At 61.4% G+C, this 12,531-nt stretch carries 7 protein-coding genes; all 7 read left to right on the top strand.

Going from position 1 to position 12,531, the window contains the following annotated elements:
• Positions 1 to 213 precede the first annotated feature (213 nt).
• Positions 214 to 942 (top strand): ABC transporter permease, encoded by a 729-nt coding sequence (locus GTA51_RS07695; RefSeq protein ID WP_160960042.1) that lies wholly within the window; start codon positions 214 to 216, stop codon positions 940 to 942.
• Between the two features lie 33 nt (positions 943 to 975).
• A complete protein-coding gene (locus GTA51_RS07690; protein ID WP_160960041.1) occupies positions 976 to 1,716 on the top strand; it encodes an ABC transporter ATP-binding protein in 741 nt (246 codons plus the stop codon).
• 6 nt (positions 1,717 to 1,722) lie between these two features.
• A complete protein-coding gene (locus GTA51_RS07685) occupies positions 1,723 to 6,711 on the top strand; it encodes an FtsX-like permease family protein (protein WP_160960040.1) in 4,989 nt (1,662 codons plus the stop codon).
• Entirely contained in the window at positions 6,708 to 8,687 is a 1,980-nt protein-coding gene (locus GTA51_RS07680; protein ID WP_160960038.1) for a DUF6785 family protein, read from the top strand. Before GTA51_RS07685 ends, GTA51_RS07680 begins: the two co-directional genes overlap by 4 nt.
• A 10-nt stretch (positions 8,688 to 8,697) precedes the next feature.
• A complete protein-coding gene (locus GTA51_RS07675) occupies positions 8,698 to 10,656 on the top strand; it encodes an OPT family oligopeptide transporter (RefSeq protein WP_160960037.1) in 1,959 nt (652 codons plus the stop codon).
• A 251-nt stretch (positions 10,657 to 10,907) separates the two neighbouring features.
• Positions 10,908 to 11,510, top strand: coding sequence for a class I SAM-dependent methyltransferase (locus GTA51_RS07670; RefSeq protein ID WP_160960036.1), 603 nt, complete (start codon positions 10,908 to 10,910; stop codon positions 11,508 to 11,510).
• Positions 11,511 to 12,001: 491 nt separating this feature from the next.
• Positions 12,002 to 12,235: a hypothetical protein gene (locus tag GTA51_RS07665; RefSeq protein ID WP_160960035.1), complete on the top strand. Its 234-nt coding sequence runs from the start codon at positions 12,002 to 12,004 to the stop codon at positions 12,233 to 12,235.
• Positions 12,236 to 12,531: the final 296 nt, after the last annotated feature.

The following is a 12,531-nucleotide window of genomic DNA, read 5'->3' as shown; positions in this document are numbered from 1 at the left end:
AACTCGACAACAGTCCCTTCAGGGGGCGTGCAATACCTGACGTTAACCGGAATCAAGGTCGGGGAAACCCGTAACACCTTGTGTGCGTAATGGGATTCCAAAGGGCGAAGTACCTTTGGCCGCCGGAGGCTTCCTTCTCGCCGGCAGCGCCGACGCGAACGCCTGAGGCAGGGAACAGACTGCGGCCCGGCCTGGGCCGGGATCGGGTGGTGCATGTCGCAAGCGGGTGGAACGACGCCGAAGGCCGGCCGGTCGGACAGGATTGCCAGACAGGTGGTCCTGCCGTTTCGCAAGTCTCTGGAAATCAGCCTTAAAAGCATTCAGGTCCGGTTTTTCCGGTCCATGATCACCGTGGCCAGTCTGGTTCTGGCCGTGGCCTTTTTAAGTTTTACTCTCACCGGTTCTGATGTGGCCGTGGGCCTGCTCCAGTCCGGCGAGCCGCAACAGCGTCTGGCCCTGGTCGATGCCGGCTACGATCTGCCGAGCCTGCCCTCGGCCGCTGTCTCGCCGGCGGATGAGGCCGCGCGCCTGACCACCAGTCCCAAAGAACGCTGGATCGTCATCCTGTCCCTGCTGGTCTGCACCGTCGGCATCGTCAATGCCCAGCTCATGGCCGTCACCGAGCGCTTTCGCGAAATCGGCACCATGAAATGCCTGGGGGCGCTGGATCGCTTCATTTTGCGGCTGTTTCTGCTCGAAGCCGGCATGCAGGGGCTGGCCGGGTCGCTTCTGGGCGCGGTTTGCGGCGTCCTGATCGGGCTGCTGGTCGGGCTTGTCCGGTTCGGGTGGGCTGCCGTGACCAATGTTTCCCTGGTGGCGATTGGGGCGACCCTTGGGTTGTCCGTGGCCGTGGGGGCGGGGCTGAGCCTTTTGGGCGTGGTCTATCCGGCGGCGGTGGCCGCCAGAATGCGGCCCGTGGAAGCCATGCGGGCTCAGGAATGACCCGCCGGGCGGGCTAAGGGAGCAACGGGAAGTATGGTCGAGGCGCACAACATCGTCCGGGTGGCCGGCGTGGCCAGAACATTCACCATGGGCACGCAGGTGGTCCAGGCCCTTCGCGGCGTGGACCTGACCATCAAGGCCGGGGAATACCTGTCCATCATGGGGCCTTCCGGGTCGGGCAAATCCACGCTGTTCAACATGATCGGCGGCCTGGACAAACCCTCCACCGGCAAGGTCTTTATTGACGAAGTGGACATTGCCCAGCTCGATGCCTACGAACTGGCCTGGCTGCGAAACCGCAAAATCGGCTATATTTTTCAGACGTTTAATCTCATTCAGGTGATGACCGCCCTGGAAAACGTGACCCTGCCCATGACCTTTGCCGGCGCGTCCCAGGACGAGGCCACGGAAAAAGGCCTGGAGCTTTTAGGGCTGGTCGGCCTGCGCGAGCGCCACGCCCACCGACCCCAGGAACTCTCCGGCGGCCAGCAGCAGCGGGTGGCCATTGCCCGGTCCCTGGCCAACACCCCGGCCATCGTTTTGGCCGACGAACCCACCGGCAACCTGGACCTGACCACGGGCGAGGAAATCATCACCCTTTTAAAGCGGCTCAGTTCCGACCGGGGCGTGACCGTTATTTCCGCCACCCACGATTACAAAATGCTCAACGTTTCCGACCGGGTGGTCTGGATTCGCGACGGGCGCATCGATAAGATCGAGGAACGCGCCCAGCTCAACATCACCGTGGGCGGCATCGGGACCAGGGAGGGCTGAGTCCGCATGCCACCCCCGTTCCTTTTCCCCCTGGTCTGCCGCCGTCTGTCTGGCCGCGCTGTCGTGGCGCTGCTGCTTGGCATAATACTGTGTCTGCTGGCGGCCGGGCCGGCTGCGGCCAAGCGGGTCAAAAAAAGCGCGGCTGATACCGGCGACAATGCCCTGGCCGCGTCCTGGCTGGGGGTAACCGATGCCGACCTCGACCGGGCCGTTATTGACGCCCTGGCCGGCCTTGGCGACCGCTCCCCGGGTTCCCCGGGGGCAAGTGCCGCCGCCGACGCCCTGGAAGCCTATTTCAAGGGCCTGGGTGTGGGCGAAGTGGGGCGGCTTCGCTACCGCGCGCCGGCCATGGTCCACGGCCCGACCCGGCTCTCCGTGGCCGGTGGCGGGCAGACAACGCTGACCCCGCTGGCGCTTAATGCCTTCACCCCGGGTTCGATTCCCCCCGAGGGCCTGACCGGCCCTCTCGTCTACGCCGGTGCCGGCAGCTACCGTGATTTTGACGGCACCTCCCCCCAAGACGCCATCGTGCTCATGGATCTGCACAGCGGGCGCAACTGGCAGGCTGCCGCCCAGCTCGGGGCCAAGGCGGTCGTCTACATCGACGACAGCCCGGCCGAACGTCCCGCCGACAACGGCGTCTTTCAGGACAAATTCGAGCTGACCCCGGTGCGGTTTCCCCGGTTTCTGCTGTCTGGCGCCCAGGCCAGCCAACTGCTGGGCGATTACCGTAGCCTCAAGGGCGACCCGGCCGGACAATCCGCCACCCTGGCCGCCAAGGCCGCCTGGGAACCGGTGGTGGCCAGCAACATCCATCTGCTTATCCCCGGAACCGATCCGGCCCTGGCCGGCCAGTTGCTGGTGGTGGATGCCGCCTACGATGCCGGCGCGTTGACCCCGGGGCAGGCTCCTGGCGCTGACGAGGCCGCCTCTGTGGCCGCGTTGGTGCGATTGGCCCGGCGTCTGGCCGCCGAGCCGCCTGCCCGGCCAACACTGCTGCTGGCCACCTCCGGTCGCAGCCAGTCTCTGGTCGGCTTGCGGGAATTTTTTGCCGCGCTTCGCGGCAAAGGCAAGGATCTGCGCAGCCAGTACCGGGATCTGACGGAAAGCGTGCGCCACGCCGATACGCTGCTTGCTTCCCTCGACCGCCTGACGGCCGGCGGGGAGGAGGGGGGAAAGCTCTTGGCCGATCCGGCCGTGCGCGAGACGCTGCTGGAAACCCTTAAAGACGAAGTGGACGTCGTCACCACCCGGCTTATGCGCCTGCGGCTGGCCGGCAAGGACCGCGACGAGACGGCCATCGCCGCCCTGGCCACCCGCCGGGGCGATCTGCGCCGCATCATGTGGCGCGACGATTTTGTCCAGTTGCCACCTAGCGAGGCGGCGGCGCTCATGGCCCTTGTGCCGGCGGCCAAGACCCGTCTGGCCGACACCCGGGCCGCTGCCGCAGCCGAGGCCGAATGCGTGGAAAGCGCCCGGGATTTGCGCAAGCTTTTAGGCGACCGCGACATTGCGGCCCAGGTTTCCCTGCACCTGTCCAGCCACGGCGACGGTGTCGGGAGCTTTTACCAGGGCTTTGCCTTCGCGGTGAAACCAGACGTCAATCCGGGGCAGGCCTATGGCCGCATCAACCGGTCGCTGGGTGCCGCTGCTGAGGCCGCCGGCAAGGCCGCCGGGCTGCCCACGAACTATTACCGCGACGGTATGCGCGCCGACCGGCAACATCCGTGGCAGGGCCTGCTCCCCGACCGGCCGGCCCTTGGCGGCGAATTCGCCAACATCGCCGGCGTGCTCGGCATCACCCTGGCCACGGTCGGCGACGCCCGGCAGGCCTGGGGCACGCCCGGCGACACGCCTGCGCGCGTGGATTTTGCCTCCCTGGCCAGCCAGGGCCGGTTTGTCGTCGATGTCCTGGCCTCTATGACGGCTGCGGATTTTGAGGTGGGCGAGAAGCGCCCCCGAAACGTTTTTTCCACGCTGACCGGTCGCGTCAACTTCATCCGCCAGGGCGAACTCTTTCCCGACCGTCCGGCCCCCGGCACGGTGGTGTGTGTCTATCAGGGCAAGACCCGGTTTTACGCCATAACCGACGCCCGGGGCCAGTTTCGGGTCAATGGCTTGGCCAACAAGAAATTTGTGCTGGATAAGGCCGTCATCGAAGGCTACCGGTTTGATCCCGATACCGGCTCGGCCGTCTGGGCCATCGATAAAAAGCAGACCGGCAAGGACGCGTATCGGGTCAAGATGAACCGAAACGCCATGGAAACCGATCTGATCATGTTCGGTTGCGATCAGACCACGCTTTTTTCCGCCTTTGATCCGCGCTCGTTTCGCTATTTCACCCGCATCGAGCTGCTCGACGCCCGGCGCGAAGCCCCGCCCATGCGCTCCTGGTTCAGTCGCTTGGACACCCTGGACTCCACGCTGCTCTCCATTTTTCTCGAACCAGGGACGCCCTTTAAGTGCATCCTGTCCGACACGGTGCTGTCCCGAAAGCTCCTGCTCTTAAACGCCGACGCCGCGCATCCCACCGGCGTTGGCTACCCCGTGGACGCCAACCCGGTGCTGCCGGCCACGGAACTCCTGGGCGCGCGCGACATGTGGGCCTTGGTCGGTCCGCGCATTGCCACCCTGGAAGCCCACGGCATCGTCAGCGAGCGCCTGCGCGACCTGACCGACCGGGGCCGGGCGCTGTATGCCGACGCCCTGGCCGCCAAGGAAGCCAAACGTTTCGACGCCATGGTCAGCGCCGCCCGTTCAAGCTGGGCCTTGGCGGTGCGGGTCTATAACGACGTGGAAAAGACCCAGCGCGACGTGCTCTTGGGCGTCCTTTTTTATATCGCCCTCTTTATTCCCTTTGCCTACTGCGTGGAGCGGGTGGTTTTCAACTACGCCGACATCCACAAGCGCATCGCCGCCTTTTTAGCGACGCTCACCGCCGTTATTGCCGTGGTCTACGCCGTCCACCCGGCCTTTAAACTGACCTACTCGCCGCTGGTCGTTATCATCGCCTTTTTCATCCTGGGGCTATCCGTTATGGTGGCGGCCATAATCTTTATGCGTTTTGAGCGCGAGATGGCGGCGCTGCAACGCCGGGCTTCCCATGTCAAAGCCACCGAGATCGGCGGCATGCGGGCCTTTGCCGCCGCCTTCGTCATAGGCGTCAGCAATCTGCGCCGCCGCAAGGTCCGCACGGCCCTGACCTGCCTGACGCTTATTATCCTGACCTTTACCATCATGAGCTTTACCAGCATCAAATCCACCCGGGACGAGGGTGCTGCCCAGGTGTCGGACACCGCTCCTTATCAGGGCGTGCTGCTCAAAAATATCGGCTGGCATTCCCTGCCCCCCGAATCTTTGGCCGTTTTGGCCGATGCCTGCGGCACCACCGAGGTGGTGGCACCTTTAGCTTGGCTGGAACTGCCCGAAAAAACCGTGGCCCCCATCACCCATCTGCGGGTCGGTGAACACAGCGAAATGGTTCAGGGGATTATCGGCCTGTCGGCCGACGAGTCCCGCCTGGGCCGCATGGCCGGGCTGCTCTCGGCCGGGCAGTGGTTTGCCCCGGGCCAGACCGATGCCGTCATTTTGCCCCAGCCCATGGCTGAGCGCCTGGGGGTCGCCCCGGGCGGCACGGTGACGCTTTTTGGCCGCACCTTTACCGTGGTCGGCCTTTTCCGCAAAAACGCCCTGGAAGAGCGCCCGGACCTGGACGGCGAAGCGCTCACTCCCGTGGTCTTTCCCTCTGAGGTATCAAAGGAATCCAGCGAAGCCGAAAAGGAAGCGGCCGAATCCGGTGAGGACGTCAAGACCCTGCAAAGCCGCTACCAGCATATTGACGACGATCTGGTCGTCATCGTGCCCTACGAGACGTTGATGGGCCTTGGCGGCCAGCTCAAATCCGTGGTGGTGGCCCCGCCTGCCGGCAGTGCGGCCGAGGCGTCGGCAACCGCCGAAGCCGGATCGGCCCTGGCCGGCCGATTGGCCGACCGCTTTGGCCTGGCGGTTTTTTCCGGTCAGGCAGACGGCGTTTTTCTCTACCACGCCGGGGATTCCCTGGGCTATGCCGGTGTAACCAACATCCTCATTCCCTTGGTCATCTCCGTGCTGATAGTGCTTAATACCATGATCGGTGCCGTCTATGAGCGCAAACGCGAGATCGGTGTCTACACCGCCGTCGGTCTGGCCCCGTCCCATGTTTCGTTCCTGTTCATTGCCGAGGCCCTGGCCTTTGCCGTCATCAGCGTGGTGCTGGGCTATCTGCTGGCCCAGGTCACGGCCGGTCTGCTCTCGGGCACGTCGCTGTGGGCCGGCATGACCGCCAATTATTCCTCCACGGCCGGCGTGGCCGCCATGCTGCTGGTCATCGCCGTGGTGCTGCTCTCGGTGATTTATCCGTCCAAGGTGGCCAGCCAGATCGCCATTCCCGACGTCAACCGGTCCTGGACCCTGCCTGAGGCCGTGGATGGCGTTATCACCACCCGGCTGCCGTTTCTGGTCAAGGTGCGCGAACAGGAATGCGCCGGCGGCTTTCTCTTCGATTATTATCAGGCCCACCAGGATGTTTCCCATGGCCTGTTCGCCACGGCTGACGTTGATTACGTCTTTGAGTGTCCCTGGGACATGCCCGGTGCCTCGCCGCATCCCAAAGAGCGGCATCCGGAATTCTGCGATCTGCGGGCCTGCATGCGCCTCACCGGCACGGTCTGGCTGGCCCCCTTTGATTTTGGCATCAAGCAGAGCGTTTCCATCGTCTTTACCCCGGCCTGGGAAACTCCGGGCTATATGGAAATTGATGTGGCCCTGACCCGCGTGGCCGGTGAAGCCGGCATGTGGAAGCGCCTGAACAAGGGCTTTTTAAACGATCTGCGCAAACAGTTGCTGGTTTGGCGTTCTCTGGAGGAATCCACCCGGACCTCGTATGAGGACAAGGTCATCGGCGGCTATACTGCCCGGCTTGGCAGCGACGCGCCGGCAGGGGAGGGGACGGCATGACGTCCGGGTCCATTCGATTCCGGGCCGTGGCCCTGGGGCTGGTGCTGGGGCTTTGCGTGTGTGCGGTCACGCCCTTAAATAACCTCTACCTGGGCGCAACGCCCCTTGGTGGCGGGCATTTTCCCCTGGCCCCGTTTTTTGTGCTGGCCTGGCTCACGGTGGCAACCGCCGGTCTGGGGCGGCTGTTTCGCGGCCGCATGCTCCTGACCGGCACGGATTTGCTCGTGTGCTGGATGCTTATGGTGGTGGTTTCCGGCGTGGCCCATACGGGTCTGGCCCGCACCTTTTTTATCAGCCTGACTGCCCCGCTGCATTTTGCCACCGAAGGCAACCAGTGGAACGTGGTGCTCGGGCCGCTTTTGCCGTCGGGCTGGTATCCCACCGACCCGGAAGCGGTGGAGACGCTGTATAATGGCCTGTCCGGCGGCTATACCATGCCCTGGGGGCAGGTGCTGGCCGCCATCCCCTGGGGGGCCTGGGTCGGACCCCTGGCCACCTGGGCCGTTTTTATCGGCCTGTGCTATTTCGTCCTTCTGTGCCTGACCAATCTTTTTTCCCGGCAGTGGGTGTCCAACGAGCGCATGAATTTTCCGCTGCTGCGGCTGCCGGAAATGCTGACCGGGGCTGTGGATACCGGCGGGTTGGGCGGCTTTTTCAGCGACCGCTTTCTGTTGTCCGGCCTTTTTTTCAGCGTGGCCCTGCATACGATCAACGGCATCGCCTTTTACGATCCGTCCGTGCCGCAGATTCCCACCCTCATTCTGGCCGGGCCGTATTTCCCCAAAACCGGCCTTTTTTCGGGCTTCACCAAGCTTAAGATCTATTTCTACCCGGCCTTTATTGGCTTTGCCTATCTGACGGCGCGCCAGATTTCGCTGAGTTTCTGGCTCTTTTTTCTCCTGGGCGGCCTCGTCTACGGCATCTTCGACATCATCGGCCAACATATCCCGGCCTCGGCCCTGGGCGTCACCTTCGGCCCGACGCTCACCTCCCCCGAAGAGACGCAGATGATCGGAGCCTACGGCGTCTTTTTCATCTTTCTGCTGTGGCTGGCCCGCCACCATTTGTACACAACAGCCAAAGACGCCCTGCGGTTTCGCTTTCGCGGCCCGGACGAGGCTGAATGGGTGGGTGCGCCGGCCTCGCTCTGGGGGCTTATTCTCGGCGGCGGGGCGTTGACCGCCTGGAGCGTGTCTTTTGGCCTGCCGCTGGGACAGGCTGTGCTCCTTTTGGGCGCGTTTTTCATGGTCATGCTGGTGGCCAGCCGCATCATCTGCCAGGGCGGCATCGCCTATTTCACCCTGACCGCCGCCCCGACCGATGGACTGCTGGCCTTTTTCGGCACCGGCATTTTCAGCCGCCTGGGCATTCTCATGGCCGCCGTTATGCAGAAAATGCTCTTTGTCGATCTGCGCGAGTCGCTGCTGCCATCGCTGTTTCACGCCGCCAAGGTGGGCGAGAAAAAAGGCCCCAAAAAGCTCTATCTTGCCGCCATTGTGCTGGCCATCGCCGCTGCCGTGGCCGTGTCGTTTCTGGCCATGCTGGCCGTGTGCCACAAGTACGGCCTGCGGGATCTGCAAGTGGATTGGGAGATGCAGACCGTGGGCACGGTCTATGAAAACGTCCAGCGTCTGCTTGAAGCCCCGGCCGGGGCCAACCGCGCGGTCATCGGTTTCACCGTGGCCGGCGCGGCGGTGATGCTGGCCCTGGTCATCGCCTACCAGCATTTCTACTGGTGGCCCATCCATCCGCTTGGTTTTTTGACCATGTACAGCTCGTCCATGCGCATTCTGTGGTTTTCGTTTTTCCTTGGCTGGCTGTGCAACCATCTGACCCTGCGCTACGGCGGCATCGTGCTCATGAAGCGGGTGCGCTTGTTATTTATCGGCCTCATACTGGGCGATTTTCTCATGGGCGGCGCGTATGCGCTGATCGGACTGTGGACAGGGCAGAGCTATCTCGTGCTGCCGAATTAGGAAATTCCCGATGTACGACGACAAAGAATTAGCCGAATACCGGGATCTGCTCCCCACGCCGACCCATTTCGAAGAGGGCTTCGATTGGAAGACCATTGTCGGTGCGGTCTTTATTGGCTTTCTCATGATGCCGGGCAGCATGTATCTGCAACTGGTCATCGGCACGGGCATTGGTCCGGCCGCGCGGTGGGTCACCATTATCCTGTTTGCCGAGATCGCCAAGCGGGCCTATACGGAACTGAAGCAGCAGGAAATCTTTCTGCTCTATTACATGGCCGGTGCGGCCATGGCCTCGCCCTTTCATGGCCTTTTATGGAACCAATATCTGGTGCAGTCCGATGCGGCCAAGATGCTGGGGCTCACTGACCTTATCCCGCATTGGGTGGCCCCGGGGCCGGAATCCGATTCGCTGCTCGCCCGCACCTTTTTGCATCGTGACTGGCTGGTCCCCATCCTGCTGCTGGTCGGCTCCCAGATTGTCCAGCGCATCGACCACTTCGGCCTGGGCTATGCCCTCTACCGCGTCACCTCCGATGTGGAAAAACTGCCTTTCCCCATGGCCCCGGTGGGTGCTTTGGGCACCATGGCCCTGGCCGAATCCACCGAGGACCGCAAAACCGGCTGGAAATGGCGGGTCTTTTCCATAGGCGGCATGATCGGGCTGGCCTTTGGCGGCATTTACGTCCTTTTCCCCGTGGTTTCCGGGCTTATTTTCACCGAACCCGTGCGCCTGATCCCCATTCCCTGGGCTGATTTCACCCGCAACACCGAGGCCTGGCTGCCGGCCGTGGCCACGGGCATCCAGTTTGATCTGGGGCTGGTTTTTACCGGCATGGTGCTGCCGTTTTGGGCCGTTATCGGCGGTTTGGTCGGGCTGATCATTACCATTGTCGCCAACCCCATTTTGTATTCCCACGGCATCCTGCACCGCTGGCGCCAGGGCATGAGCACGGTGGATACGGTCTTTGCCAACAACTTCGATTTCTACATGTCCTTTGGCATTGGCCTTGGCCTGGCCATCGGCGTCATCGGCATCTGGCAGGTGGCCCGGTCCCTGCAAAAGGGCGGTGTCGGCGGCGCGGCCTACAAGGCGCTGTTTGATACCAACAAGGCGCGTGGCGACATCAATTTCTGGGTGTCCATTGCCATCTACGTTTTTTCCACCCTGGCCTACATCGGCCTGTGCCTGTGGCTGGTGCCCCAGTTCCCCTGGCTCTTTTTCGTGCTCTACGGCTTTATTTACACGCCGCTGATCTCCTACATCACGGCCCGCATGGAAGGCATCGCCGGCCAATTCGTGAGCCTGCCCCTGGTGCGCGAGGCCAGTTTCATCGCCGGAGCGCGGTTTTTCGGCTATCAGGGCATCGAAATCTGGTACGCCCCCATCCCCATCCACAATTACGGCAAGGCGACGGTGGATTTCCGGGAAATCGAGCTGACCGGCACCAGCCTGCGCGGCATCATAAAGGCCGAGATCGTGGTTTTCCCGGTGGTCATGGTGGCCAGCCTGCTCTTTTCCCAGTTCATCTGGCAACTCGCGCCCATTCCGTCGGCCAGTTATCCCTATGCCCAGGAATTATGGCACCTCCAGGCCTTAAACACCCTGCTCATGCAGACCTCCACCCTGGAAGGCAATTCGCTTTTCTTCCAGGCCTTAAACGGCTGGTTTGTCAGCGCCGGCCTGGGCCTTGGGCTGATCGTCTATGTGCTGCTCATGATTTTTGGTCTGCCGGTGCTCCTGGTCTACGGCATCGTGCGGGGGCTGGGGCAGAGCGTTCCCCACGGGCTGATTCTCGAAGTGGTGGGGGCGCTGTTGGGGCGGTATTATTTTCTCAAGCATTACGGGAAGCGTTGGCGGCAGTATGCGCCGGTGCTCTTGGCCGGATTTTCCTGCGGCATGGGCCTTATGGGCATGTTCGCCATGGGGGCCACGCTTATTTTAAAATCCCTGGGCAAACTGGCCTATTAACGGCCACGCCAGCCGTGTGCGCCTGCACCATCGCTTTATTGCGCTCGTCCTAAAGACCAAGCTCGGTTGTCATGTTACAACAATGGGCCATTTGGTATCTCGTGCCCTCCATAAGAAGCAGAAAGCGACTGGAACAGACGTCCTGCCTCAGAAGCAGATAGGACGAGAGCACGCGTCCTGCCTCGGGCGCGCGTTGGTTTTTCGACGAGACATCCACCTACACAGAGCGACCTGTCGCAGCGAGGACCAGGATGGCTATCTCTCTTTCGCAATACGACAAAATGGTATCAATGGATATTAATCACGTTGAACTTATAGCCTCTTTGATTAAATCACAAAAAAGCAGGAGCATTCTGGAGCTTGGCTATGGTTCTGGTCTTTGCACCAGGGCAATCGTTTCTGCAATTGAATATAATTCCATCCCTGTGAACTATGCTGTTGTGGATAACTGGTTTGACACTGAAGGCACCCAGCTGGTGAATCCTGAAAATTTATCAAGATATATCAAATTTTATAAATTATCAGAGCAGGATTTCGTACTAAATTGCGTGACAAAATATGATTTTGTTTTGTCTGATGCAGACCATTATAATAGCAACAAGTGGTTTGATAGAGTCTACAATGAGCTGCTTTCTGTTGATGGAATTTTTGTATGTCATGACGTAACAAATAAGGACTTCAAAAATTTGTTTGATATCTATAAGGTATGCGTAAAGTACAAAATACCACATATGCTTTTTAATAAAAGCACCCTTGCTTCCGAAAGATGTGAGCGAGGCTTGCTTGTCATTTACAAGACAACCGGAGTGGCTCCTGTTTCTCTTCCAGAGGGTGTCATGAAAGAAACAGTGTAGCAGTCCGAGGTGCCTGCGACTGGCAAGGTGCCTCGGTCTCCAGGTGCGCCCAGTATGCATCGTCGCTGCAACGTCCTCCCGTGGGGCGTGTTTCCAGATGCAACCCGCCTTCGTCGAATCTCTACGGCAGCAGTCCCCATCTCTGTACAATTGCAAGAACGGCCGCCTCTGTCCCGGGCCGGGACAGAGGCGGCCGCTCCGTGAGCATTGCCCGTGCAGTTCCAGGCCCGTTCCAAATAATCCAGGGGCCTGGGGCCGGTATTGCCGCAACGGTTGTTTGCGGCAGGGGGACTGGGCCTGAGCGCAACGGAAGCAATGACCAGCCCCAGCATGCTGCGCAGCGTACGCTGCCCAGGAAGCGCCGTAGGCGGCCCCAGGTTCCAATTATGACCATGGGCGGCCTGCCTGTGCCAAAGAGGGCTTCTCGTCCCATTTTTAGCACGTGGCGAGGTGCGGGCACTCTGGGGTATGTCTTCAAAAGGTGCGACGGCATGGACCTGGATGGAAGAAGTGCCAAGGGCCTCGGCCATATTCTCCATAGTTTGGTCGCGGACATCGAAGGGATAGAAGGCGATTTTGAGACGCTGGAGCAGTTTTTCATGGGGCCCGTAGAGCCTGCATATCGCGTCCGGGTGGTCGGCATGGACAAAGTGACAAGGGCCGGGCCGGTGTCGATTCTATGGGCGGTCTGGGGCTGTGGCCGCGGCCGCCAAGGTGCGTTTTGAAAGCACGGCTTCGGCGGGGCGGGCGTTGATCCTGCGGTCGGAAACAACCCCATGGAAGGGAGAGTGCCCGGCTGGAGGAGCAGAGCTTTCCCTTTGCCGTGGATGCCCCGGACCTCGGCAATCTTCACGAGGATTCACCCCATATAATCCGAAAGTGGGGGACAGGTGGGTGTTGATCAGCATGGAATATTGACCCCTCTTTGGATGAAATCAGCGTCCAAAGTTGACCCCCTCGGCAGCCCCCTTAGATGTCTTCGATCATCGGAGACGGGAGGGGCAGCGAGAGGAGATGCTGA

The sequence above is a fragment of the Solidesulfovibrio aerotolerans genome (genome assembly GCF_009856865.1).
Classification (GTDB): Bacteria; Desulfobacterota; Desulfovibrionia; order Desulfovibrionales; family Desulfovibrionaceae; genus Solidesulfovibrio; species Solidesulfovibrio aerotolerans.
Note: the sequence above shows the minus strand (reverse complement) of the source record. Positions and strands in the feature narration are given on the sequence as shown.

What these genes read in the sequence shown, in the direction of transcription:
- GTA51_RS07670 (WP_160960036.1), top strand. Translation starts at nt 10,908, where the DNA reads ATGGCTATCTCTCTTTCGCAATACGACAAAATGGTATCAATGGATATT.
- GTA51_RS07695 (WP_160960042.1), top strand. Translation starts at nt 214, where the DNA reads ATGTCGCAAGCGGGTGGAACGACGCCGAAGGCCGGCCGGTCGGACAGG.
- GTA51_RS07680 (WP_160960038.1), top strand. Translation starts at nt 6,708, where the DNA reads ATGACGTCCGGGTCCATTCGATTCCGGGCCGTGGCCCTGGGGCTGGTG.
- GTA51_RS07675 (WP_160960037.1), top strand. Translation starts at nt 8,698, where the DNA reads ATGTACGACGACAAAGAATTAGCCGAATACCGGGATCTGCTCCCCACG.
- GTA51_RS07685 (WP_160960040.1), top strand. Translation starts at nt 1,723, where the DNA reads ATGCCACCCCCGTTCCTTTTCCCCCTGGTCTGCCGCCGTCTGTCTGGC.
- GTA51_RS07665 (WP_160960035.1), top strand. Translation starts at nt 12,002, where the DNA reads ATGGACCTGGATGGAAGAAGTGCCAAGGGCCTCGGCCATATTCTCCAT.
- GTA51_RS07690 (WP_160960041.1), top strand. Translation starts at nt 976, where the DNA reads ATGGTCGAGGCGCACAACATCGTCCGGGTGGCCGGCGTGGCCAGAACA.